22 protein-coding genes and 2 riboswitches are annotated in these 24,121 nt (G+C 69.4%); of the genes, 15 read left to right on the forward strand and 7 right to left on the reverse strand.

The window, feature by feature from the left end; genetic code table 11:
- The first annotated feature begins 305 nt into the window (after positions 1 to 305).
- Both ACFFJC_RS15690 and ACFFJC_RS15695 read left to right on the forward strand, forming a co-directional pair.
- The gene (locus ACFFJC_RS15690) at positions 306 to 2,690 is read left to right on the forward strand and encodes a TonB-dependent receptor (protein WP_379488428.1); all 2,385 of its coding nucleotides are present in this window, start codon (positions 306 to 308) and stop codon (positions 2,688 to 2,690) included.
- A gap of 171 nt (positions 2,691 to 2,861) precedes the next feature.
- Positions 2,862 to 3,194: an SWIB/MDM2 domain-containing protein gene (locus tag ACFFJC_RS15695; protein ID WP_379488429.1), complete on the forward strand. Its 333-nt coding sequence runs from the start codon at positions 2,862 to 2,864 to the stop codon at positions 3,192 to 3,194.
- 55 nt (positions 3,195 to 3,249) lie between these two features.
- Here the strand turns inward: ACFFJC_RS15695 and ACFFJC_RS15700 are convergent, their stop codons facing one another.
- Positions 3,250 to 3,816 carry a PRC-barrel domain-containing protein gene (locus ACFFJC_RS15700; RefSeq protein ID WP_379488537.1) on the reverse strand — a complete coding sequence of 189 codons (567 nt, stop codon included), beginning with the start codon at positions 3,814 to 3,816 and terminating at the stop codon, positions 3,250 to 3,252.
- Positions 3,817 to 4,002: 186 nt separating this feature from the next.
- On the opposite strand from ACFFJC_RS15700, the gene ACFFJC_RS15705 reads away from it, so the two are divergent.
- From ACFFJC_RS15705 to ACFFJC_RS15740, 8 genes are all read left to right on the forward strand, one after another.
- Positions 4,003 to 5,148 (forward strand): fumarylacetoacetate hydrolase family protein, encoded by a 1,146-nt coding sequence (locus ACFFJC_RS15705; protein ID WP_379488430.1) that lies wholly within the window; start codon positions 4,003 to 4,005, stop codon positions 5,146 to 5,148.
- Positions 5,149 to 5,159: 11 nt separating this feature from the next.
- Positions 5,160 to 5,921, forward strand: coding sequence for a D-xylose 1-dehydrogenase (gene xylB, locus ACFFJC_RS15710; RefSeq protein WP_379488538.1), 762 nt, complete (start codon positions 5,160 to 5,162; stop codon positions 5,919 to 5,921).
- A 19-nt stretch (positions 5,922 to 5,940) separates the two neighbouring features.
- Positions 5,941 to 6,318 (forward strand): SMP-30/gluconolactonase/LRE family protein, encoded by a 378-nt coding sequence (locus ACFFJC_RS15715; RefSeq protein ID WP_379488431.1) that lies wholly within the window; start codon positions 5,941 to 5,943, stop codon positions 6,316 to 6,318.
- Positions 6,319 to 6,351: 33 nt separating this feature from the next.
- Positions 6,352 to 7,764: a sugar porter family MFS transporter gene (locus ACFFJC_RS15720; RefSeq protein WP_379488432.1), complete on the forward strand. Its 1,413-nt coding sequence runs from the start codon at positions 6,352 to 6,354 to the stop codon at positions 7,762 to 7,764.
- Positions 7,764 to 8,624 carry an aldose 1-epimerase gene (locus ACFFJC_RS15725; RefSeq protein WP_379488433.1) on the forward strand — a complete coding sequence of 287 codons (861 nt, stop codon included), beginning with the start codon at positions 7,764 to 7,766 and terminating at the stop codon, positions 8,622 to 8,624. Before ACFFJC_RS15720 ends, ACFFJC_RS15725 begins: the two co-directional genes overlap by 1 nt.
- 84 nt (positions 8,625 to 8,708) lie before the next feature.
- The gene (locus tag ACFFJC_RS15730) at positions 8,709 to 9,893 is read left to right on the forward strand and encodes an SGNH/GDSL hydrolase family protein (RefSeq protein WP_379488434.1); all 1,185 of its coding nucleotides are present in this window, start codon (positions 8,709 to 8,711) and stop codon (positions 9,891 to 9,893) included.
- A gap of 253 nt (positions 9,894 to 10,146) precedes the next feature.
- Positions 10,147 to 10,353, forward strand: a complete 207-nt coding sequence (locus ACFFJC_RS15735) for a cold-shock protein (protein ID WP_379488435.1) — start codon at positions 10,147 to 10,149, stop codon at positions 10,351 to 10,353.
- A gap of 108 nt (positions 10,354 to 10,461) precedes the next feature.
- Entirely contained in the window at positions 10,462 to 11,133 is a 672-nt protein-coding gene (locus ACFFJC_RS15740; RefSeq protein ID WP_379488436.1) for a spermidine synthase family protein, read from the forward strand.
- 36 nt (positions 11,134 to 11,169) lie between these two features.
- Here the strand turns inward: ACFFJC_RS15740 and ACFFJC_RS15745 are convergent, their stop codons facing one another.
- Together ACFFJC_RS15745 and infA are read right to left on the reverse strand one after the other, a co-directional pair.
- On the reverse strand, positions 11,170 to 11,352 hold the full coding sequence (locus ACFFJC_RS15745; protein ID WP_379488437.1) for a hypothetical protein: 183 nt from the start codon (positions 11,350 to 11,352) through the stop codon (positions 11,170 to 11,172).
- Between the two features lie 254 nt (positions 11,353 to 11,606).
- Entirely contained in the window at positions 11,607 to 11,870 is a 264-nt protein-coding gene (infA, locus tag ACFFJC_RS15750) for a translation initiation factor IF-1 (RefSeq protein WP_379488539.1), read from the reverse strand.
- 422 nt (positions 11,871 to 12,292) lie between these two features.
- Here infA and ACFFJC_RS15755 point away from each other — a divergent pair, with 422 nt between their 5' ends.
- A complete protein-coding gene (locus ACFFJC_RS15755) occupies positions 12,293 to 12,574 on the forward strand; it encodes a hypothetical protein (RefSeq protein ID WP_379488438.1) in 282 nt (93 codons plus the stop codon).
- A gap of 22 nt (positions 12,575 to 12,596) precedes the next feature.
- Here ACFFJC_RS15755 and ACFFJC_RS15760 read toward each other — a convergent pair whose 3' ends face one another.
- Positions 12,597 to 12,887 carry a WYL domain-containing protein gene (locus ACFFJC_RS15760; RefSeq protein WP_379488540.1) on the reverse strand — a complete coding sequence of 97 codons (291 nt, stop codon included), beginning with the start codon at positions 12,885 to 12,887 and terminating at the stop codon, positions 12,597 to 12,599.
- Positions 12,888 to 13,129: 242 nt separating this feature from the next.
- Between ACFFJC_RS15760 and ACFFJC_RS15765 the strand changes: the two genes are divergently transcribed.
- The 4 genes from ACFFJC_RS15765 to fghA all read left to right on the forward strand — a co-directional run bounded on the left by ACFFJC_RS15765 (position 13,130) and on the right by fghA (position 18,627).
- Positions 13,130 to 14,842, forward strand: a complete 1,713-nt coding sequence (locus tag ACFFJC_RS15765) for a hypothetical protein (RefSeq protein ID WP_379488439.1) — start codon at positions 13,130 to 13,132, stop codon at positions 14,840 to 14,842.
- A gap of 10 nt (positions 14,843 to 14,852) precedes the next feature.
- Positions 14,853 to 16,469: a phospholipase D family protein gene (locus tag ACFFJC_RS15770; protein WP_379488440.1), complete on the forward strand. Its 1,617-nt coding sequence runs from the start codon at positions 14,853 to 14,855 to the stop codon at positions 16,467 to 16,469.
- Between the two features lie 212 nt (positions 16,470 to 16,681).
- Positions 16,682 to 17,794, forward strand: coding sequence for an S-(hydroxymethyl)glutathione dehydrogenase/class III alcohol dehydrogenase (locus tag ACFFJC_RS15775; RefSeq protein ID WP_379488441.1), 1,113 nt, complete (start codon positions 16,682 to 16,684; stop codon positions 17,792 to 17,794).
- Positions 17,794 to 18,627 carry an S-formylglutathione hydrolase gene (fghA, locus tag ACFFJC_RS15780; protein WP_379488442.1) on the forward strand — a complete coding sequence of 278 codons (834 nt, stop codon included), beginning with the start codon at positions 17,794 to 17,796 and terminating at the stop codon, positions 18,625 to 18,627. The genes ACFFJC_RS15775 and fghA overlap by 1 nt, the downstream gene beginning before the upstream one ends.
- 28 nt (positions 18,628 to 18,655) lie before the next feature.
- On the opposite strand, the gene ACFFJC_RS15785 is transcribed toward fghA, so the two are convergent.
- The 3 genes from ACFFJC_RS15785 to ACFFJC_RS15795 are packed head-to-tail and all read right to left on the reverse strand — an operon-like array spanning position 18,656 to position 23,273.
- Positions 18,656 to 19,693, reverse strand: a complete 1,038-nt coding sequence (locus ACFFJC_RS15785) for a HoxN/HupN/NixA family nickel/cobalt transporter (RefSeq protein ID WP_379488443.1) — start codon at positions 19,691 to 19,693, stop codon at positions 18,656 to 18,658.
- Positions 19,690 to 21,201, reverse strand: a complete 1,512-nt coding sequence (locus tag ACFFJC_RS15790; RefSeq protein ID WP_379488444.1) for a PepSY domain-containing protein — start codon at positions 21,199 to 21,201, stop codon at positions 19,690 to 19,692. Before ACFFJC_RS15790 ends, ACFFJC_RS15785 begins: the two co-directional genes overlap by 4 nt.
- An 11-nt stretch (positions 21,202 to 21,212) precedes the next feature.
- Positions 21,213 to 23,273, reverse strand: a complete 2,061-nt coding sequence (locus tag ACFFJC_RS15795; RefSeq protein WP_379488445.1) for a TonB-dependent receptor plug domain-containing protein — start codon at positions 23,271 to 23,273, stop codon at positions 21,213 to 21,215.
- 170 nt (positions 23,274 to 23,443) lie between these two features.
- Positions 23,444 to 23,682: riboswitch (cobalamin riboswitch) on the reverse strand.
- 194 nt (positions 23,683 to 23,876) lie between these two features.
- Positions 23,877 to 24,101: riboswitch (cobalamin riboswitch) on the forward strand.
- Positions 24,102 to 24,121 lie beyond the last annotated feature (20 nt).

The raw sequence follows: 24,121 nt of genomic DNA on the forward strand, positions 1-24,121 counted from the left end.
CCTGCCCCCGCAACCATACACAACCCATTAACATGCCCCCGATACCCCATCGAAGGGCCGTTCGCCGTTTGGAGACCGGCGAAAAAAGGTCCGAGCGTTCAGGCCTTTGTGATCGGTTCGAGCACGAACCCGATCGAACCGCCGCATGCCGCGCAGCGGCGGCAACCGCCGGCCTTATCCAGCCCCCTTCCCCACGAATGTAGGCACAGGCGCGGATGCCTGAAAATGTCCGGGGCCCAGGCGCAGCGGTATCGACAAATATATCGCAAAGAATATAGAGAGTCGCTCTTCAACGGGGGGCTCACATGCACACAGACTGGCTGGCCATGCCGCTCATCGCGGCGGCTGCCCTTCTTTCCGGACAGGCGCAGGCGAGAGCACCCGTGGCGGACGAAGGGCCGAACACGACGGCTTCGTCCCTCTCGGAGAGCCTGGGCGTCATCACCGTGACCGCGCGGCGGCGCGACGAGGACGTGCAATCGGTGCCCGCTGCCATTTCCGTGGTCGCCAAAGATCTGCTGGACCGGTCCTACACCGTAAACACCGGGCTGCTGAGCCAGCTGGTGCCAAGCCTCAACTATAGCTCGGCCAACCCCCGCAACACCGCGTTCACGATCCGCGGGCTCGGCTCGAGCGTCGTCGCGGTGAGCCAGGCCAACGACGGCCTCGAACCCGGCGTGGGGTTCTATGTCGACCAGGTGTACCACGCCAGGCCGGCGACCGCGGCCTTCGACTTCACCGACATCGCGCAGATCGAGGTGCTTCGCGGGCCGCAGGGCACGCTGTTCGGGAAGAACACCACGGCCGGCGCCATCAGCATCACGACGCAGGCCCCCACGTTCACGCCGGAGGCACGGGAGGAGATCTCGGTGGGCGAGAAAGACTTCCTGCAGGTGAAGGCCTCGGGCTCGGGACCCATCGTCGATGGCCTACTGGCCGGGCGCATTTCGGGTCTCGTCACCAGCCGTAACGGGGTCATCCACAATGTCGTGACGGGGCAGGACCACAACGGGATCGGCAACCAGGCGGTACGAGGGCAACTGCTCCTCACCCCTTCGAGCATGCTCTCGGTCCGCCTCTCGGCGGATTTCGCGAACTTCGAAAGCGAGTGCTGCACGCAAGTGTTCCTGCGCGTGGGCGAAAGCCTGCGCGCGCCCGCGCGCCAGTACCCTGCCCTAGCCGCCGGGGTGGGCTACGCGCCGGCCAGCACCAATCCTTACGACCGCCTTACCGACATCGACGCGCACCTGGGCGTCGACACCAGCGAGGGCGGCGTCAGCGCGGTCGCCGAGTGGGACATGGGTGGAGCGACGCTGACGTCGGTCACGGCCTGGCGGTTCTGGAACTGGGACGCGGACAATGACCGCGACTACACCGGGCTGCCGATCCAGATGTCACAGCACATACCCTCGCGGCAGGACCAGTACAGCCAGGAGGTCCGCATCACCTCAAGCGGCGATCTCCGGCTGAACTACGTAGTCGGTCTGTACTACTTCCGGCAGACCATCACCGGCCGGCCGATCAGCATCTACGGCCCGCTGGCGGCGTACTGGCTGATCGGTCCGACGACCGGGGCGAACGGCATGCCCGTGCCGGGCAACCTGCTGGATGGCTATGGCACTGACGGCCACACTCGCTTCGCGACCGACAGCTACGCCGCATTCGGCGAAGCGAACTATGCGCTGACCGATCGGCTGACACTCACCGGAGGCCTGCGCTACACATACGAAGAGAAGGAAGGCGAGTACGCGAGCACCGTGTTCGGAGGCCTCGCGACGAGTGATCCGGCGCTCGTCGCCGCCAAGCTCTCCGTCCTTCGAGCGCAGAGCTACGCGGCGCGTGACAAGGATGGGAGCCTGTCCGGGCGCGCCAATCTCGCCTGGCATGTGGCCGACGACGTGCTGGGGTATGCCAGCTTCGCGCGAGGCTTCAAGTCGGGCGGCCTCAACATGTCCGGGTTGCCGCTGGACAACCAGAACCAGCCGGCTCTGGCGACGGCGGTGATCCGTCCGGAGAAGAACACGACCTACGAGATCGGCCTGAAGACCGACCTGCTCGACCGCCGCGTGACGTTCAATCTGGCGGCGTACTGGACCCGGGTCGAGGACTTCCAGGCGACGATCGTCGACAGCACGCAGACGGTCGCCCTGCGAGGCTACCTTTCGAACATCCCCGAAGTGACCGTGAAGGGCATCGAGGCGGACGCCACCGCCCTGCTCGCCCCCGGCCTGACGATCCGCCTCTCAGGCAGCTACGCACATGGCGAGTACACGGACTATCCTGCAGGTCCCTGCCCGCTGGAGTTGCAGGGGGCGGCCACGACGGCGTGCTCGCTGACTGGGCGCCGCCTGTCGGGGCTGCCGCGCTGGGCTGGATCGCTCGGGATCCACTACGAAGTTCCCGTGGGCACGGGCGGAAACTTCGTGCTGCATTCCGACACCACCGCGCGGACCGGCAGCTACGGCGATCCCAGCCTCTCCCGCTACACCTGGATCGAAGGCTACACGCTGACCAATGCCAGCGTGGGTTATCGGTCGTCACATGGGTGGGAAGTCGATGTCTTTGCGCGCAATCTCTTCGACAAGGACTACATCCAGAACCTGACGGTGCAGGCCGGCAACTCGGGCCTGATCCTGGGTACGCCGTCCGATCCGCAGATGTTCGGGCTGACCTTCAGGGCCTGGCAGTGAGCCGTGCAGCGGGGCGGCTTGCCTCCCCTTCCCCCAGGTCAGGCGCCACCTGAGAACGCCGGATCGGCGTGAACTGCCTTGTCGGGACGAAACTTCTGCGCTCCGCCGGACTTACGGTTCGGACAAGCGTCCGTGAATGTGGCGCCTGGGCCAGACAAAGAGGAGTGTCCGATGAGCCGTACGCGTGAGGAAAGGGGCGAACAGGAAACCAAGGCGGCAGCCGCCAAGGTCAAGAAGACCGGCAAGCCTGCGGGCGGCGCGCGCGGCGGCATCACCGCCCCGGTGACGCCCTCGCCCGAGCTCGCCGAGATCGTGGGAGCGGACAAGCTTCCCCGCAGCGAAGTGGTCAAGAAGGTCTGGGACTACATCAAGAAGAACGATCTGCAGAATCCCAAGGACAAGCGGGAAATCCTTGCGGATGACAAGCTGCAGAAGATCTTCGGCGGCAAGAAGGCAAGCATGTTCGAGATGAACAAGCACCTCGCCAAGCATCTCACCGCTTAACTGCCCGCGAGCATATCCGCGCTGTGCCCGCGTTGCGGCCAGCGCGGCCGTGTTCTCAGCTGGCTGCGGCGTTCACCGCCCTTCCCGCCTCCTCCGCCGAGGCGGGCCATTGACCGGCCTCGAGGACGGGCAAGGCCTCGAAGGCGTGCTGCGCCATGCGCAGGCGCATCGCCTCGCAGGCGAACTCGACCTGCGTCCGCGGCACTGCGCGCAGGCGCTCGTCCAGCCCGGCGACGCCACCCGTCGCCACCACGATGTAGCTGACCGAGCCTGTCGCGCACTCCACCAGCGCTTCCACCGCGTGGCCGAGCTCCTCCCCCCTCTCGTCAGTCACCTTCATCCCGGCGACTCCGGTGGCGGTGAACAGCGTCGGCGCTGTGGTGCGCCGGCTCGCGATCTGGGCCGATCGGGCACCGTCTTCATAGGCTGCCTGCCGACCCAGCCACCGCCATATGCCGACCAGGTTGACCAATGTCAGAAAGCCGTTGGAGGCCAGCAGGTTTGTTTGCCCGGAGGTAAGGCCGACGGTCGACCACGCGATCGAGCCCACCGTGAAGACGACGAAGCCCCATCCGGTGACGCGCGCGCCCAAGTTGGCAGCCGTCATCATGGCGGCCACCATGGTGGCTATCGGTGCGATCCAACCGGCGATTTCCTGCATGCCTCGATCAACGGAGCGAGACCCATGCAGTTCCTTGCGCCATACAAGGATATTGTTGGGAGGAGCCGCCGTGCACCGCTGCAAAGGCGGGATGGACAATGCTGATGTTATCGCTATCATGAACATTTAGACGATGGGAGTTGATGGATGCCGAGTACCCTTGCCTTGCGCGACTGCTTGCCTGCCGACTGGCGCTCGGGCCGGTTTCTCGGGCGGGTGCTGACCGCGCAAGGGCCCAGCCCGATACTGGTGGAAGGCGGTGTCGCGTACGACATGAGCGCGTTCGCGCCCACGCTTTCGCTGCTGGCTGACCGCATGCCTGTCCCCGCGAGCGCGGGCATCCCGCTCGGGCCGCTCGACGCGCTCGACCTGCCGATCCTCAGCCCGGTCGACCTGCAGTGCGTGAAGGCTTGCGGCGTCACGTTCGCCCTTTCGGCCATCGAGCGCGTGATCGAGGAGCGGGCGCGGGGCGATGCGACGGCTGCCGCCGGCATCCGTGAGCGGCTCGAGGAGCGTGTCGGAGGCTCGATCCGCGCCGTCGTACCGGGCTCTCCGGAGGCGGAGTCGCTCAAGCAGGCGCTGATTGAGGACGGGCTATGGTCCCAGTACCTGGAGGTTGCCATCGGCCCGGACGCGGAAGTCTTCACCAAGGCGCCGGTGCTTGCCACGGTGGGATGGGGTGCGCAGATCGGTGTGCGGTCGGACTCCACCTGGAACAACCCGGAGCCTGAGATCGTGCTGCTCGTCGATTCCAGAGGGACTGCCATCGGCGCCACTCTCGGCAACGACGTCAACCTGCGCGACTTCGAAGGACGCTCGGCGCTCCTCCTGGGCAAGGCCAAGGACAACAACGCCTCCTGCTCGCTCGGGCCCCTCGTCCGTCTGTTCGACGAGGACTTCACCATCGACGACGTGCGCCGTGCAGAAGTCGCACTCACCATCGAGGGTCCGGAGGGTTATCGCCTGGAGGGGTGCAGCAGCATGAGCCAGATCAGCCGGGATCCGCTTGAACTGGTGCGCCAGACGCTCAGTGAACACGATTACCCGGATGGCTTCGCGCTTTTCCTCGGCACGCTCTTCGCGCCCGTGCAGGATCGCGACGAGGCCGGCCGCGGCTTCACCCACAAGGTGGGCGATGTGGTGGAGATCTCTACGCCGCGGCTCGGGCGTCTGGTCAACACCGTGGTGACCTCGAAGGAGGCCGCGCCGTGGGACCTCGGGATCGGCGCGCTCCTGACCAACCTCGCCGGGCGCGGGCTCCTGGGCCAGCAGGTGACGGAGCAGGTGCGATGAGCGAGGACGCGATCGCGCGCGCGGTCTATCCCAGCCTGCGCGGCAAGAAGGTCTTCGTGAGCGGCGGCGGCAGCGGCATCGGTGAGGGTCTGGTGGAGGCGTTCGTCGGCCAGGGCGCCCGTGTCGCGTTTTGCGACATCCTGGAAGACGAGGGCCGCGCCTTGGCCGAGCGGCTGGCCATGGACGCCGAGTTCGCGCCTTCGTTCCATGCTTGCGACTTGCGTGACCTCGCGGCGCTGGAGGCGACGATCGGCCAGGCGCAGGGCGTCCTCGGCGGCATCGACGTGCTGGTCAACAACGCCGCACGCGACGATCGTCACACGGTGGAGGATGTCACCCCGGCGTTCTGGGACGAGAACATGGCGGTCAACCTGCGTCACCAGTTCTTTGCGGCGCGGGCGGCGATCCCGGCGCTGCGCCAGGCGGGGGGCGGCGTGATCCTGAACTTCGGCTCGATCAGCTGGCACCTGGCCCTCTCCGATCTGGTCCTGTACCAGACCGCGAAGGCTGCCATCGAGGGCCTCACGCGCGGGCTGGCACGCGAACTGGGACGGGACAACATTCGTGTGAACACGATCGTTCCGGGCAACGTGAAGACACCGCGGCAGATGCAGTGGTACACGCCCGAGGCGGAGGCGGAGATCGTGGCGGCGCAGTGCCTCGACGGACGCATACTGCCGGTGGACGTCGCGGCACTGGTGCTGTTCCTCGCCTCGGAGGATGCGCGGATGTGCACGGGGCACGAGTACTTCATCGATGCCGGCTGGCGTTGAGCGCATGAGCGATGGAGCCGTGCCTATCCCTGTCCTCGCCGTCGGCGCCACGCTGGGGGAGGGCCCGGTCTGGGTGGAGCGCGACGCGGCGCTGTGGTTCGTCGACATCAAGGCGCGCCGCATCCATCGCTTCGATCCGCTCGCAGCCTCGTCGCAGAGCTGGGACACGCCGGCGCAGGTCGGCTGGATCCTGCCTGACAACACCGGGCGCTTCGTGGTGGGCCTGCAGCATGGCCTGTACCGCTTCTTCGGCGGGCCGAGCCTCTCGACCCTCTACGCGACGAGCGCCCGCAAGGGCCTCAGCCCCGAACAGCTCCGCGACCAGCCGCTTGCCGGTCATCTCTTCGGCCTCGACGTCGGGGTGCGTGGCCAGCCGGGGCATCTCGCCGCGATCTAGCGGCACGACGATAAGCGAAAAAGGACAAGTGGGATGAGTGTGGGGAGTGCGGAAAGGGTGAACATGGCCTTCATCGCCGCGATCGTGGCGGTGGCGACGATCGGCGGCTTCATGTTCGGTTACGATTCCGGCGTCATCAACGGGACGCAGAAGGGCCTGGAGAGCGCCTTTGACCTGGGCAAGCTGGGCATAGGCATCAACGTGGGGGCTATCCTGGTCGGCTCCTCGATCGGCGCCTTCGTCGCCGGCCGCCTGTCGGACCGCATCGGTCGGCGCGGCGTGATGCTGCTCGCCGCGGTGCTGTTCCTCGGCAGCGCATTGCTGGCGGGCGCGGCGTCCTCCTCGGCGATCTTCATCATCGCGCGGATCATCGGCGGGCTCGGAGTGGGTGCGGCAAGCGTCATCTCGCCCGTGTACATCTCGGAGGTGACCCCGGCAGCCGTGCGCGGCCGGCTTTCGAGCATCCAGCAGGTCATGATCATCTCGGGACTGACCGGGGCTTTCGTCGCCAACTTCGCGCTGGCCCGCTACGCCGGCGGTTCGACCGCGGACTTCTGGCTCGGCTATCCCGCCTGGCGCTGGATGTTCTGGCTGCAGGCGATCCCGGCGGCGATCTACTTCCTCGCCCTGTTGATGATCCCGGAGAGCCCGCGCTACCTGGTGGCCCGCGGTCAGGACGACAGGGCGCTCGCGGTGCTGACCCGCCTCCTCGGCCCCACCGAGGCGCGCCGCAAGGTGAGCGAGATCCGTGCCAGCCTTGCCGCCGACCATCATCGGCCGCGGCTCTCGGATCTTGTCGACAAGACCACGGGCAAGCTGCGGCCGATCGTCTGGACCGGCATCGGCCTGGCCGTGTTCCAGCAGTTCGTCGGCATCAACGTCGTGTTCTACTACGGGGCCACGCTGTGGGAGGCGGTGGGCTTCTCCGAGGACTACGCGCTCCAGACGAATATCCTCTCCGGCGTGCTCTCGATCGGTGCGTGCCTGGCGACCATCGCGCTGGTCGACCGGGTTGGGCGCAAGCCGCTCCTCCTGGTGGGCTCGGCCGGCATGGCGGTATCGCTGGCGGTGGTCTCCTATGCCTTCTCGACCGCGCTGACCGATGCCAGCGGCGCGGTGAGCCTGCCCGGGAGCAACGGCGTCATCGCCCTGATCGCCGCCAACGCCTACGTCATCTTCTTCAATCTCAGCTGGGGTCCGATCATGTGGGTCATGCTGGGAGAGATGTTCCCGAACCAGATCCGCGGCTCCGGCCTTGCCGTGTCGGGCTTCGCGCAGTGGATCGCCAATGCCGCGATTTCGGTGAGCTTCCCGTCGCTGGCGATCTCGCCCGGACTGGCGGTGACGTATTCCGGCTATGCGTTCTTCGCGGCGATCTCGTTCTTCTTCGTCCGCGCGCTGGTGCATGAGACCCGCGGCCGTGAGCTGGAGGACATGGAGGGCTGATGGCCACGCACCGCATTGCGCGCGGGGATGTCGAGGCGGTGCTGTCCCCCGAACGGGGCGGCAGTGTCCTGTCCCTGCGCGTGGGCGGCGTCGACCTTCTGCGTCCCACGCCTGCGCATGTCGCCGAAGACCCGCGCGGTCCGCTGGAGACCGCCTGCTTTCCGCTGGTGCCCTACACCAACCGCATCGCGGCGGGCCGCTTCGATTTCGGTGGGCGCCGATGCCAGCTGCCGCTCAACTTCGGGGATCATCCGCATAGCCTCCACGGCTTCGGCTGGACCTCGCCCTGGCAGGTGGAGGATACGGGCGAAGACCACGTGGTCCTGTCGCACGAACGCCGCGGCGACGGTGCATGGCCGTGGGCCTATCGCGCCCAGCAGCGCGCGCGCGTGACGGACAACGGCATAGTCCTTTCTCTGAGCGTGGAGAACACGTCGGACGAGGGCATGCCGGCCGGCCTCGGCCTTCACCCCTATTTCCCGTCGCCGCCCGGAACGCACCTTCGCTTCCAGTCGCAAGGTGTCTGGCTCTCCACGCCCGACCTGCTGCCCGAGCGTCTGGCGCCGGCGGAGACCCTTGGAGACTGGAGCGCCGGGCGCCCGGTCGCAGGCGAGGCGCTGATCGATCACTGCTACGGCGAGTGGGACGGTCGCGCCACGGTCGCGCTCGCGTCCGGTCAGGAGCTGCGGATGACCGCGCGGGGTGCGCCGTTTCTCCACGTTTATCGGCCGCCGGACCAGGCCTTCTTCTGCCTGGAGCCGGTGACGCATATGCCCGATGCGATCAACCGCCCCAAGGGCATGGATGTGCTGCGACCCGGTTGCACGCTGGAGCTGGAGATGACGCTCGCGCTCGCGTGATCCGGGCTGCGAGGCAGGACTGCGCGGCGGGGCTGCGAAACTCGGGCTGGACAGCCGAAGGGTTGCTCGGGGAAAGAAACCGTCATGCGAATCCTGACGATCCTCGCCGCGCTCTGCGGCACCGCCCTCCTCAGCCAGCCGGCCCATGCAGCGCCGGTATGGGCAGGCGCCTGGGGCTATGCCGCAGCGGATGCCTCGGGCGCGGACGCGCAGACGCTGCCGCCCGGCACCTACCGCTATCGTGTCCGCCTGACGCAGGCCGGCGATGCCCTGCAGCTCACCTTCAGCAATGCCGAAGGCGACAGCGCGCTGGTGATCGCGTCCGCCTCGGTGGCCAGCCCTGCGGGCGGCAGCGGCACCGAGATCGCAGCCGGGACGGTTCACGCGCTGACCTTTTCCGGGCACCCCGGGGCGAACCTGCCACAGGGGCATGCGCTCATCAGCGACCCGCTGGCCGTGCCGGTCCGCAACGCGCAGGACCTGATCGTCAGCGTCACCTTCTCGACCGCCACGCGCATCGCGCGCACCAACCTGGGCATGGAGATGGCCTTCGCGCCGGCCGAAGCCGCGGGCGCCTTCACTCCGATCCGGGCGCGCTCGTACCTCTCGCTGGTGTCGGTGCGCACCGCGGCGGCGCCTTGCACGGTGGTCGCGTTCGGAGATTCGATCACCGACGGCTTCCTCAGCCTTTCGGCGCAGAGCCGCGGCTGGCCGGGCCGGCTGGCGGAACGCATGGCCGCGCTGCCCGCGGCGCGTCGCTGCGGCGTCGTCAACATGGGCATCAGCGGTAATCGCGTGCTCCGCCCGGGGCGCGCCACCTCCGCGCTGGACCGGTTCTGGCGCGACGTGGCGAGCGTGCCCAGCGTCACCCATGTCGTTTTCCTGGAGGGCATCAACGATATCGGCGCGGGCGCGTCCGAGGGGCCCGGCGCGGTTGCGGCCGAGGACCTGATCCACGGCTATCGTCAGTTCGTGGCGCGTGCGCACGCGCTGGGGATCACGGTCGTCGGCGGCACGATGACCCCGGCCTTGCGGGCCGGGTACATGTCCCCCGCGAAGGAACGGACCCGGGAGGCGGTCAACGCTGCGATCCGGACGGGGCACATCTTCGACGGTGTCGTCGATTTCGACGCCGCGGTGCGCAACCCCGCCGCTCCCTCGGAGCTGCGGCCCGAATTCGACCCGGGAGACCACCTGCACCCCAACGATGCCGGCCTGCGCGCGATGGGCGATGCCGTCGACCTGTCGCTGCTGGCACCGCGGCGCTGAACGCGGCTCCGAACCCTCCACCGGAACCGCATCGTCGCACCCGTGCGAGAATATCGCTGGGTTCGCCGCCTCCGGCATGCTACCGGCACCGTGCTTACGTCCGATTTTGCGACGGTTTTCGGCAGTACCGGCATGGTGCGGGAGCGAATCGATGCTCTGCAGCCCTGCCCGTCACGGCGATCTCCTTTCTCTTGACGACCTGACGCGCGACCCGGCACCGCACTTCCGCGGGCCGGCTTCGAAAGGACTTTCCATGCTGACCGGCACCGTCAAATTCTTCAATGCCGACAAGGGCTACGGCTTCATCGCTCCCGAGGGCGGCGGTGACGACGCGTTCGTCCACATCTCCGCTGTCGAGCGCGCCGGCATGCGCACGCTCGACAAGGCCCAGCGCGTTTCCTACGAGCTGGAGACCGACCGCCGCGGCAAGACCTCGGCCGTCAACCTTCAGCCCGCCTGACGGACTGGAAGGGCGGCGCGGCATGGCCGCGCCGCCCTTCTCATCGCCGGGCCATGCCCGGACGCTCTCATCGCCGGGCCATGCCCGGATGCGGGTTGCGGAGTGTCGATGATCGAAGACAAGCTCATTGGCATCGCCCATGTGCCCGATGGCGTGGAAATGCGCCTGGTGCAGCACGGCGATGACTTCACCATCCTGCTCGAAGACAACGAGCTGATGAGCACGCAGGCGAGCGCGTCCGAAGAGGCGCTCGCGACGATGACGTGCGAGCGGCTGTCTGGGCGGACCTCTCCGCAGTTGCTGATCGGCGGCTATGGAATGGGCTTCACGTTGCGCGCGGCGCTGTCCGTGCTGCCCCCGGATGCCGGGGTGACGGTGGCGGAGATCGTGCCCGAGATCATCGAGTGGGCGCTGGGCCCCATGCGCAGCCTGACCGCGCAGGGCCTTGCGGATCCCCGCGTCGTGCTCGTCGACGACGACGTCGCCATGCTGATCGACGCTGCCCGCGAGGGCTACGACGCGATCTTGCTGGACGTGGACAATGGCCCTGACGGCCTCACCCGCCGGGTCAACGACTGCCTCTATTCGCAATATGGCCTGGCGGCCGCGATGAAGGCGTTGAGACCGGGCGGGATCCTGGCTGTTTGGTCGGCCGAGCCGGACGAGCGCTTCGCCGTCCGCCTGCGCGAAGCCGGGTTCGACGTCTCCGAGGAGACCGTGCGCGCCCGTCCTGATAACAAGGGCTTTCGCCACGTCATCTGGTTCGCGCGCAAGCCCTGATTCCGGCGACCTCCGAACTTGCGGAGGAGAAGCGCCTCAGGTTTCGGCTTGCGCCTGCCGGGCGATGCGGGCGGCTTCCACCCGCCGCATCCTGGCGGCGATTTCCAGCCAGGCCGCGCGCGAGCGCAGCGCCTTCTCTCGAACGTTCTCCAGCGTCGCCACATCGGCGGCGACGCCGGCCTCCTCGGCACGGGCTTGGCAGTAGTCGTAGCTGAACATCGTGCTTGCGCTCCGTGATGCGGGCCCGGCGGGTCCGCGGGCTGTCTGAAACCCTTGCGGTCAGTCGACCATGTCGGCGACCAGGAGCTGGAGCTCCTTGCGGGTCAGTGCGGGTTCCCGGAAAGGAACCGACCAGAGGCGCGACGGGCTGCCGACCTCTGGGATAAAGGTGGTGTGATTTCGATATTCGGCCGAGCGGCCGCTGTACTTTGAATGCATGTAGTCCTGTAAATCGCGGCGAGTGCCGCTTCCTTCTATCGTCTGAACTGGCCGCGTCGCGCAGCTGGCCCCTGACCGGGCGTCCGCTCGCGGAAGACGATACGGCCCTTGCTCAGGTCGTAAGGCGTCATCTCGACGTGCACGCGATCGCCGACGACCGAGCGGATGCGAAACTTACGCATCTTGCCTGCGGTATAGGCGATGATCTTGTGCTCGTTGTCCAGCAGGACAGCGAAGCGGCCATCGGGGAGGATCTCCTCGATGCAGCCTTCCATGGTCAGCAGTTCTTCCTTGGCCAAATCGTACTCTTTCGAAATGAGCCGGCCCGCCCCCCGGCGCTGACGCAACGGAAGGCCTGTCGGGCCGGGCGGGTAGAAAAGGGAAATGGAGCCGCTTCGTGCGGCTCTGAAAAATCCCGTCGCATGCGACGCAGCACCACACATATAGGACATCGGCAGAAAATTGCAACTTTCGCGGCGCGCGAAGGAGCAATCCCCGCCCGTGCCCGAATTCGATGTCCAAGCCGGGCGCGGTGGTGTAGATCAGCGCCATCGCCGAAGGTCTTCCTGCACATCGGTGACTGGGAGACGCTTACGCTCTCGCAATCCGGAGAGCTGACGTCGGCCTCGATCGGTGATCTCGGCTTCGTCAGAGCGCAACATCCCGGCAGCGGCGACGCCACGTCGCCCCGCCTGCCGGCTTCCAGCACCAGGACTTACGCATGAGCAATGAGGATCCCGACCAGACCGCCCCCGCATCGAGGCGCCCTCACTTCCGCCGCGCCAACCAGCCCAAGCTGCCGCCCGATGCCGCGCTGAGGCAGGGACTGGTGACCAAGCTCGCGCTCCAGAGCCTCGGCAAGGACGAGGCGATCGCCTATCTCAACCGCGACAATGCGGCACTGGGAGGAAGGCCGCTCGACCTCGCGACCGCCTCCGCCGATGGATTCCGCCGGGTGGAGCTGGATCTTGCCCCGGCACAGGGGGACCGAACGGGCGATTGATCCTCGGTCGACTACGTGGCCCTCAGAGCGCCAGGATCAGCGTGTCGTCCGGCCGCGGGGCGGTGCCGTCGAACGAGGGCAGCGGGTCGAAGCTCTCCGCGCTGAGCTGCGGGTCGGTCAGCCCGGCCAGCTTGAACTGGCCGAGCCGAGGCTCCTCGTCCTCGCGCCAGGACTTGCCCATGTTGAGCGCGCTGACGAAAAGGTCGCCGTGCCGTTCGAACAGCAGGTGCGGCGCCAGCGTGATGACACCGCCGTTGTAGCGCGCACTGACCAGCCGCCGGCGGGTGATCGCCTCCATGAGGGTAAGACGCATGTCGCTCACGAAGGCTGTGCTCGGAAGGGGAACGGGGGTGTGTGCATGGCCGCGTCATCAGGAATTCCGGGCGGAAATGCAAGGTATCGCTGCGGATTGGCCGCGAGGCGAGGCCAGGCCAGAGGGCGGAAATGCGCCGCTTTCCCGCTCCGGCGCGGTCGCGGGGCGGGAGCCGATCGGCGGGCGGTGCGCTTAGAGGGGCAGGAAACGGCGCAATTCCGGCGAGGAACCGAAGCTCCGGCGTGAGACGAATCAAGATCTTCCTGCACTGGCTGCTGCGCCATGCGGTGCTGTACCTGGCCCTGGTGCTGGCCTTTGCGGTCGCCCCGCTGGTGGCGCAGGCGTGGCGCAGCGCCGCGCAGGAGGAGGCGACCTGGCGCGGCCTGGCCGGCATAGAGGCGCAGTTGCATGCCGATAGCGCCGCATTAGCGCGCAGGTTCGACGCCGCGACCGCCGGGCTCGAGGCGCGGGGAACCGCCGAAATCGACACGCGCCTGAGGCGCAGCCGGGCGGCACTGGCGGGGGAGAAGGCCGGCTTGGAGGAGGGTCGCGGGCCCCTGGCGCTCTACCGCGAGGGGCCTGCGGTGCTGCTGACGAACCAGCGCCGCCGCCTGCGGATCGTCCTCCTCGAACGCGAGGTGCGCACGCTGGAGGCCGCCCGCGCCCTGGCCGATCGCCGCGACGCCGAGACCCGGCACCGCGAGGCCGCCGCGCGGCACCGCCAGGCGCAGGATCGCTGCACGGCAGCGACCGGGCGGCTGCGCGCGCTGGAGCGGGAATGGTCCTACCGCTGGCGCAGCTGGGTCGAGAGCGCCGCGCACAAGGCGCTGGCCGAGGAGGCGCGGCAGCGCTGCGCGGAGCGGGACGCGGCGCGCGCCGCGGTGGAGGCGATCGGCTATGTCGAGGGCAGCCGCCAGCAGGCGGCGGCGGCCTACGCTGCGTCGCGCCGCGACGTCGCGGCCGCGCTCGACACGACGCTGGCGGCGCTCGGCCGCGAGCGGCGCGAGGCGGAGATCCGCTGGCAGGGCACCGCGGCGCAGAAGCTGCGGCTGTGGGCGCGGGAATGGCAGCTCGGCAGCCTGCTCACGAAGGCACTCTGGGCGCTGGCGGCGATCCTGGCGGTCCCCTACGCCATCCGCATGCTGTTCTGGTTCGTGCTGGCGCCGCTGGCCGAGCGCCGGCCGGCGATCCGGCTGCGCGTGCCGGGCCCGCCGGGGGAACCGGAGGGGGCGGGCGGCATCCAGCTCATCGCGCCGGGCGCGCCCAGCACGACCTCCGTCGCGGTGCGGCTGGGGGCGGGCGAGGAGCTGCTGGTCCGCCAGTCCTACCTCCAGACGAGTTCGCACGCGGGCGCCAAGGCCACGCAATGGCTGCTCGACTGGCGCCATCCGCTCGCCAGCCTGGTCAGCGGCCTGACGTTCCTCACCCGCATGCGCGGCGAGGGCGAGCTGACCACGGTCTCGGCGGTGCGCGATCCCTTCGCCGAAGTGGCCGTGCTCGCGCTGCCGGAGGGGGCATCCTGCGTTCTGCAGCCCCGCGCGCTCGCCGCCGTGGTCCAGCCGGTGGGCCGGCCGCTGCGGATCACTGCGCACTGGCGGCTCGGATCGCTGAACGCCTGGCTCACGCTCCAGCTGCGCTACCTCGTCTTCCACGGTCCCGGCCGGCTGGTGCTCAAGGGCGCGCGCGGGGTGCGGGTGGAGCGGGCCGAGCGCGGCCGCGTGTTCGGCCAGGCGCAACTGGTGGGTTTTTCTGCGGATCTTTCCTATTCCGTCACACGCACGGAGACCTTCTGGCCCTACCTCCTGGGCATCGAGCCGCTGTTCAAGGACAAGGTCGAGGCCGGCGAGGGCGTGCTGGTGATCGAGGAAGCGCCGCTGGCGGGCGTGGCGACCGGCCGCGCCGGGCACGGCCTGGAAGGGGCGTTCGACGTGATGACCAAGGCGCTGGGGATCTGAAGGAGGGACGATGAGGCGGGTACAGGCATGGAAGGCGGCGCTGGCGACGCTTGGCGGGGTGACTGTCGCGGGGCTGCTGCTGCGCGCCGCGAGCCGCCTGCCGCGGCGCTGCACGCCGGCGCCCGTGCCGCGCCCGCCGCGCGACACCGCCCTCGCCCGCGCGGTGCGCGCGCCGGCCGCTCGCCATCCCGGCCTCTCGGGCGTCCACATGCTGGCCGACGGCGTCGATGCCTTCGCCGCCCGCTACCTGCTCGCCAAGTCGGCCGAGAGCACGCTCGACCTGCAATACTACATCTGGCACGGCGACCGCACCGGCACCCTGCTGCTGGAAGCGGCGCACGACGCCGCCGAACGCGGGGTGCGCGTGCGGCTGCTGCTGGACGACAACGGCATCGCGGGGCTGGACCGCATCCTCGCCGCGCTCGATGCCCATCCGAACATCGAGGTCCGCCTCTTCAACCCCTTCCGCATCCGCTATCCCAAGGCGATCGGCTTCCTGGTCGAGTTCGGCCGGCTCAACCGGCGCATGCACAACAAGAGTTTCACCGTCGACGGCGCGGTGACGATCGTGGGTGGCCGCAACGTGGGCGACGAGTACTTCGGCGCGGGCGACGGCGCCCTGTTCGCCGATCTCGACGTGCTGGCGGTGGGCCCGGTGGTGGAGCAGGTGGAGCAGGACTTCCAGCGCTACTGGGACTGCGCCTCCGCCTATCCGGCGGTGCAGATCCTGCCGCACGTGGGCCGGCGCCAGCGCGCCCGGCTGCGCGCCCGCGCCTCGGTGGTGGAGCGCGACGCCTCGGCCCGGCGCTACGTCGAGCGCCTGCGCAGCCTGCCGCTGGTGCGCGACATCGCCGAGGACAGGCTGGAGCTCGAATGGGCCCGGGTGCAGATGATCAGCGACGATCCGGCAAAGGCGGTGGGGGAGATCGCCCACCAGGACCTGCTCGCCGGCAAGCTGGACGGCGCGATCGGGGTCCCGCAGCGCGAGCTCGGGATCGTCTCGGGCTACTTCGTGCCCGGTCCGGAAGGCACCGCCGATTTCACCGCCCTCGCGCGCAAGGGCGTGCGCGTGTCGATCCTCACCAACGGCTACTCGGCGACCGACGTGGGCCTGGTCCACGCCGGCTATGCCCCGGCGCGCAAGGCGTTGCTCGAGGCGGGAGTGCGCCTGTTCGAGACGGTGGCGGAAGTGCGCGATGCACCCTCCAAGAAGCAGCGGCGGCAGGGCCGGCGCCTCGGCATCGGCAGCAATCTCAGGCCCGGCGGCAGCGGCTCGTTCGCCGCGCTGCGCTCGGGCGCTTCGACGATCCACGCCAAGACCATCACCGCCGACCGCGAGCGGCTGTTCGTGGGCTCGTTCAACTTCGACCCGCGCTCGCTGCGGCTGAACACCGAGCTCGGCTTCGTGATCCACAGCCCGCTGCTGGCGGGCCAGGTGGCGGACGCCTTCGACACCATCATCCCGGCCGCCGCCTATGCGGTCGCGCTCGACGGCAAGGGCGGGCTGACCTGGAGCATCGCCGCCGAGGGGCAGGTCCGCGTCCTCGACCGCGAGCCGCAGATGCGCCTGCTCGACCGCGTGCTGATCGGCGTCGCCTCGCGCCTGCCGATCGCCTGGATGCTCTGACAAGGGCGCGGGCCAGTCCTTATGGCAGGCCCGGGATGACCCCTCGACAAGCTCAGGATGAGCGGGGTCGAGGGTCGCTCGCGGGGCGCAGGGATACCGCGGACCCCACGGCTTTTTCCGCAAAGGCGGTTAACGATGGCGGTGCGAGCCGCTAGAAGGCCCCCACCCCACCCCCCCTCCTCCACCCCTCTGCCCCACCAGGAGACATGCCGATGAAGACCCGCGCCGCCGTCGCATTCGAAGCCAAGAAGCCGCTGGAGATCGTCGAGGTCGACCTGGAAGGCCCCCGGCAGGGCGAAGTCCTGGTGGAGATCATGGCGACCGGCATCTGCCATACCGACGCCTATACCCTCGACGGGTTCGACAGCGAGGGCATCTTCCCCTCGATCCTCGGCCACGAGGGTGCGGGCGTGGTGCGCGAGGTGGGCCCGGGCGTCACCAGCGTGAAGCCGGGCGACCACGTCATCCCGCTCTACACCCCGGAATGCCGCCAGTGTAAGTCGTGCCTTTCGGGCAAGACTAACCTGTGTACGGCGATCCGCGCGACGCAGGGCCAGGGCCTGATGCCGGACGGCACCAGCCGCTTCAGCTACAAGGGGCAGTCGATCTTCCACTACATGGGCTGTTCGACCTTCTCCAACTTCACGGTCCTGCCCGAGATCGCCGTCGCCCGCATCCGCGAGGACGCGCCGTTCCAGACCTCGTGCTACGTCGGCTGCGGGGTGACCACGGGCGTCGGCGCGGTGGTCAACACGGCCAAGGTGCAGGTGGGCGACAACGTCGTCGTGTTCGGCCTGGGCGGCATCGGCCTCAACGTCATCCAGGGTGCGCGGCTGGCGGGCGCCGGCATGATCGTGGGCGTGGACATCAACCCCGACCGCGAGGACTGGGGCCGTCGTTTCGGCATGACCGCGTTCATCGACGCCAAGGGGAAGAGCCGCGAGGCCGTGATCGCCGAAGTGCTCGCGCTGACCGATGGCGGCGCGGACTACACCTTTGACTGCACCGGCAACACCGAGGTCATGCGCACCGCGCTCGAGGCCTGCCACCGCGGCTGGGGCACCTCGATCGTCATCGGCGTGGCCGAGGCCGGCAAGGAGATCAGCACCCGGCCGTTCCAGCTCGTCACCGGCCGCAACTGGCGCGGCACCGCCTTCGGCGGGGCCAAGGGCCGCACCGACGTGCCCAAGATCGTCGACTGGTACATGAACGGCAAGATCGAGATCGACCCGATGATTACCCACGTGCTGTCGCTGGAGGAGATCAACAAGGGCTTCGACCTGATGCACGCGGGCGAATCCATCCGGTCGGTCGTCGTCTTCTGATGGAGACCCTCTCCACCAACCGCAGCCACGGCGGCACGCAGGGCGTCTATCGGCACCAGAGCAGTGCCACGCGCACGGCGATGACGTTCTCCGTCTTCGTGCCGGACCATGCGCCCGGGGCCCGGCTGCCGGTGGTGTGGTATCTCTCCGGCCTCACCTGCACCCACGCCAACGTGACCGAAAAGGGCGAGTTCCGCGCCGCCTGCGTCGAGCATGGGGTGATCTTCGTCGCGCCCGACACCAGCCCGCGCGGCGCGGGCGTGCCCGACGACGCGGCCTATGACTTCGGGCAGGGCGCGGGCTTCTACGTCGATGCGACGCAGGAGCCCTGGGCCGCGCAGTTCCGCATGCGCACGTATGTGGAGGAAGAGCTGCCCGCCCTTCTCGCCGCGCGCTTCCCGGTCGACATGGACCGCCAGGGGATCACCGGGCACTCGATGGGCGGGCACGGCGCGCTCACCGTGGCGCTGCGCCAACCCGGACGGTTCCGTTCGGTCAGCGCCTTCGCGCCGATCGTGTCGCCGCTGGCCTGTCCCTGGGGCGAGAAGGCGCTGGGCGGCTACCTGGGCGCGGACCGCGAGGCCTGGCGCGCCTACGACGCCTGCGCCCTGATCGCCGACGGCGCGCGGCTGCCCGACCTGCTGGTGGACCAGGGCACCGCCGACGGCTTCCTGGAGGAGCAGCTCCGGACGCAGCTGCTGGCCGCGGCCTGCGAGGCGGCGGGCCAGCCCGCGACGATCCGCATGCAGGAGGGCTACGACCACTCCTACTACTTCATCTCCACCTTCATGCCCGAGCACGTCGCCTGGCACGCGGCGCGCCTGCGGGCCTGACGCTCGGTTCGGGCGCGCGGTTCGGGCCTCAGGGCGCGGCGCGCGGGGCCTCGATGTCGTCGAAGCGGCCGAGGCGATAGACGGCCCAGCTCGCCAGCCAGCACAGCACGAACAGGCCGATGATGAAGAAGCCGAGCGTGTTGAACTGCTCGGACAGGGCGCTCGCCTCGCGCCATATGCCGCCGCGCAGTCCGAACTTCTCGGACAGCAGCGCGGCGGTCTGGATCGAGCCGATCACCAGCGCCACCAGTGCCGAGATCGCGGTGATCGTGACGTTATAGTAGAGCTTGCGGATCGGCTTGACGAAGGCCCACTCGTAGGCGCCCAGCATGATGACGCCGTCGGCGGTGTCGACCAGCGCCATGCCCGCGGCGAACAGCACCGGGAACACCAGCAGCGTGCCCAGCGAGACGCCGTCCGCGGCATGGGCGCCCGAAAGGCCGAGGATCGCGACCTCGGTCGCGGTGTCGAAGCCGAGGCCGAACAGGAAGCCGAGCGGCGCCATGTGCCAGCTGCGGCTCACCAGCCGGAACAGCGGGCGCAGCACGCGCGACACCAGTCCGCCGCCGGCCAGCAGCATGTCGAGGTCCTCCTCCTGCGCGGGGGCGCCGCGCCGGACCTGCTGGAAGCGCGCCCAGACGCCGCGCAGGATCGCCAGGTTCATGATCGCGATGGCGAACAGGAATCCGGCCGAGACGATCGTCGCCACCACGCCGCCGGTCTCGCCGATGCTCTCGAAGTCCGCCAGGGTGCTCGCCGCCAGCGCGATGGTGGTGGCGGCGATCAGGACGATGGCGGAATGGCCGAGCGCGAACCACAGGCCCACCGTCACCGGCCGCTGCCCGTCCTGCATCAGCTTGCGGGTCACGTTGTCGATCGCCGCGATGTGGTCGGCGTCCACCGCGTGGCGCAGGCCCAGGCTCCACGCGAGCAGCGCGGTGCCCAGCATCACCGTGTTCGCCTGAAACGCGGTGAACGCCCAGGCCCAGGCGAGCAGGTTGGCGAGCGCCAGCGCGCAGAACAGGACGACGATGCGGCGGCGCAGGCCGGGTTCGGCAGCGGTCATGCGGGGAGTCCCTCGGTAGGCGCCGGAGCGCGGTCTTGGTGGCGGCGCCGTCGGCGGCGATTGCGGATGCGGCGCCCGTCGCGGCGCAGCTTGTGGACGCCCATCCAGGTTCCGGTGGCACAGACCAGCGTGACCATGGCGAGCAGCGGAAGCACCACGAGGTCCCACAGCGGACGGGTGCGCAGGCCCGGCAGGTCGAGGCTGTGGAGCCCGTTGCGCAGCCAGCGCTCGGCCCGGCGATTGGCGTCGTAGGCGCGGATCAGCCGCCCCGTCGCGGGATCGAGGTAGAGCCGCGTCGCCTGCCCGTCCGCCAGCACCGCGCGCCACACCGGCAGCGGCGCGGGGGTCTTGTGGGCGTAGTAGTAGGCGTCCTCGCGCGTCATCAGGTCGAGCGAGGCCAGGCGCGGCCCGGCCGCCAGCGCGCCGAGGAGTTCCGCGCGCTGCAGCGGTGCGCGGCGGCCTTGCGCGTCGAGGCGCGTGCGGGTCCCCGCGGCGTCGACGCGCGCGAGGTAGGTCCGGCCGCCGAGCGGGGCCGCCTCGATCCGCACGGTGCCGGGGGGAATCTCGGCCCGCGCCAGCGCGCCGCGCAGCTCGCCCCAGCGAAGCGGCCCGGCCAGCCGCTCGCGCTCGGCCAGCCCGGCCATGCTGTCGAGGAAGCCGAACGGGTTCATCGAGAACAGCCCGCTCGCCACCCAGGTCAGCGCCAGCACCCCGAACACCAGCCCGCTCATGTGGTGCCACCACCAGAGGCCGCGATAGGGCGAGCCCACTCGGCCCGCGCGATCCCGCCGCAGCCGGGAGAGGCCCACCCACAGCCCGGTGATGACGAGGAAACACCCCGCCAGCGACACCCAGATCACCACCTGCGACCACAGCGCCCCGTCCTGCCGCAGCAGGGTGGGGTAGAGCCAGTGCGGCACCGCCCCCAGCCAGCCCCAGAACCGCTCGGCGCGGGTGGTGTGCTGCACCACCTCCCCCGAACCGGCGACGTAGGCGGTGTCGCCGCCTTCGTAGTCGACGCGCCAGAGCGGCTGGTGCCGGCGGGCGGTCTGCACCGTCCACTGATCGATGGTCACCGCGCTGGCCCGCAAGGGCGCCCCTTGGATCCCGAGCTGCCGCCCGAAGCTGCGCCCGATCGCGAGCGCTTCCGCCTGCGAGGTGGGCGCGAGCGCCCGCCCCGTCGCCAGGTCAATGCCGAGCGGCGCCGCCCGCATCTGCGCGATCGGCCGCCCGGGATCGCGCGCGGGGGTCAGCCGCAGCACGGCCCGGCTCCCGCTCATCTCCACCGTCGCGGACGACAGCGGCGTGTCCGCGGGCAGGTCCACCCGCGCCCACTGCGTCGGCCCCGCCAGATGCAGCGGCGCAAGCCCGCGCAACTGCGCCTCGGGCGAGAGGCGCGGATAGGGCGAGTACATCATGACGAAGCCCGACAGGCACCATACCGTCATGACCAGGCCGACCACGATGCCCAGCCAGCGATGGAGGACGAGCAGGGAGCGCAGGATCATCGCGCCGCCTCTCAGAACGACACGCCGTAGCTGACGCGCAGCGTCCGAGGCACCCCGCGCGTGGCGTAGAGGAAGCGGCCGCTGCCATCGTCGCGCAGGGCCGAGCCGAGGCCGGTGGCATAGTCCTTGTCGAAGATGTTCTCCAGGTTGACGCTGAACCGGTGGCGCCGGGCGGCGCCGTCCGGATAGATCTGGAAGCCCGCATCGACGAGGACGTAGTCGCCGTAGTTGCGCCGGCCGAAGCCGGACACGGTGCGCCAGGTGTCCCCGACCCAGCTGACCGCGACATTGGCGCTGAAGGGAACGTCGGCCGGGCGGAAGGCCACCGACCCGCGCGCGAGCTGCTTCGGGGTGCGGTCGCGCTGCACGTCCGCCCCGGTATCGCGCGAGCGGGTGTAGGTGTAGCTGGCACCCAGCTCCCAGGCATCGGCGATCGTCGCGCCCAGCTGCAGTTCGGCGCCGCGCACCTTCACCCGCTGGTCGACGTTGACGTAGATGCCGTCGGGGTAGTCCGGATCGGTGTAGCTGATGTCGATCAGGTTATCGATGCGCCGCGCGAAGCCGGTGAGCTGCCAGGTGACCCGCCCCGCCAGCGTGCCGCCGACGCTGAGATTGAACCCCAGGCTCTCCTCGGGTCGCAGGTTCGGATTGCCCCGCTCGCAGCAGGGGTCGATCTGGTAGAGCTGGGAGGCGCTGGGCAGCAGGAACGAGGTGCCGCCGTTGGCCTCCAGGTAGAGCGCCTCGCTCGCGTCGAACCGGCCTGAGACGTTCCACACGGTCTTCTTCGACCCGCTGCCGTCGTTGTAGCGCAGCCCTGCCGCCAGCCGTGCGCGGTCGGAGATCTCGTCGGTGGTGCGCACTTGGGCGATGCCGGCGTGGACGCGCTCCTTAGTCTTGCCGATCAGCAGGACGTCGTCGCGACCCTTGAAGTTCTGGTAGTCGTAGCCGAGCAGGTACTCCAGCCCGCGATGCGGCCGCAGCTTGACCACCGCGCTGCCGCCGAAGTCCTTGTACCCCCAAAAGGTTCCCTCGGGGTAGACGACGATCGGCGGACCGCCGGCCAGGTCGTTGCGGATCTGGACGTAGGCGGTGCTCCAGTCGTGGTAGTAGCCCTTGAGGAAAAACTGCACGGCCTCGCTGCCGACGTAGTCGAGGCGGAGGCTGGCGATCTCCTCGTTGCGATCGTTGCGGCTCTCGCGGATGCGGGTGGGCGAGAGGTTGTCGAGATCCGCCTCGGTGTGCTGGTACTGGGCGTTGAGGAGCAGGTCGGACCCGAAGTCGAACTGGTACTTGCCGCCTACGGACCACAGGTCGTAGCCGTAGCGCCGGTCGGTCGCGCTCGGTTCGAGATGGCTGTAGGGGCGGTAGCCCTCCGAGCGGTTGTGCGAGGCCCAGGCGACGAAGCGGTGCCGCCCGGCGCTGCCGCGTACCCAGCCGTCGACGTTGGTGCCCGCGCGGCTGTCCACCTGCGCGTTCACCTGCCCGCCGAAGGTGTCTGCGAACGAGCGGGTCACCACGTTGATGACGCCCGCGGCGGCCTGGGTGCCGTAGAACAGGCTCTCCCCGCCCTTGAGCACCTCGATGCGCTCGACCATACTGGCCGGCAGGGTGTCGTTGGGCGAGGTGGAGCCGTAGAGGCGGTTGTTGATGCGGATGCCGTCCACGGTCCAGAGGACGTCCTGCGTGCGCGACCCCTGCAGCGACAGGTCCACGTAGCTGAAGGGGCCGCTGCGCGGCATGACGTAGAGCCCCGGCACCGCCTGCAGCGCGGCGGCGACATCGACCGCGCCCCGCTCGTCGATCTCCTGTTCGCTCACCTCGTGCAGGTCGCTGCCGTAGCGCGCGATCTCGCGCGGCAGCGTCTCCTCGACGCTCTGCCCGGTGACCACGATCGAGTCCCCGGTGTCCCCCGAGACCGCGTCTGCTGCGCCATCCGACGCGGCCCCAGCCTCTTCGGCCCCAGCCTCCCCGGCCCGAGCCTCCCCGGCCCGAACCTCGTCCGCCAGCGCCGGCCGGCAGGCGAGTAGAAGCACCACGGCCAACGCCGCGGGCGAAACCTTGTGCGTATTCATCTTCGATACCCCGCAGGCGTCAGCGAAACCTGGCGTGGGGCCTCTGCGCGCGGTCGGCGCACGTACCGGACGGACGCCTCGGCGCCCGGCACGTCAGCCGGTGCGGCCCCCGCCGCACGTGCGTCGCTCAGACGGAGTTTCCGTGCCTCGGCCATCCCCTGGACCACGGCAAGAGCGACCGGACGCCGGCAGGTCTCCTGGCTCGCGGGTCAGCACACGATGCATGGCCTTCCCAGGCCTCGCATGTCGCAGCGTCCGGCCCAGTGGCTGCCGGCGTCCATCGGTCGCCGGCTTATGCATCGCGCTCGCCACTTACAGTTGCAGGGACAGCCGCGGATTCGGGAGCCGAGCCCCCTCACCGCGTTCCCTATTAAGCCCCTTTCGGGACACCGGCGCGATCTGGCCGAAGCGCCCTTGCAGGACGTTCGGCTGCGCGGGTGCTTAGTCGCGCCGCGCCGGCGGTGCAAGAGCCCTCGGATCGCTGGCGCCACGATGCGCCGGCACGATGGCGCTCTCGGCTCACGGCGGCGGGCCCGCTGGCGACGGGCGCTGGCCGCTTGCGGGTGGGGAACGAAGGCCCTATGACGCGGGCCGGGCGGCTTGCCGTCCGAAGATCGCGCCGGTGCCTCGCAAGAGGCTTAAAACGGGAAGGCGGTGGGAATGGGCGACCATTCGATTCCGCAGCTGTCCCTGCAACTGTAAGCGGCGAGCGCGATGCACACGTTCTCCCGGCAGCGGGAGGCCAGCCACTGGGCCCGCAGGCCTGGGAAGGCGTGCATCGTGCCTTGACCCGCGAGCCAGGAGACCTGCCGGCGTCCGGTCGCTCTTGCCTTGGTCCAGGGGATGGC

This window comes from Novosphingobium soli (assembly GCF_042432915.1).
Taxonomy (GTDB): Bacteria; Pseudomonadota; Alphaproteobacteria; order Sphingomonadales; family Sphingomonadaceae; genus Novosphingobium; species Novosphingobium soli.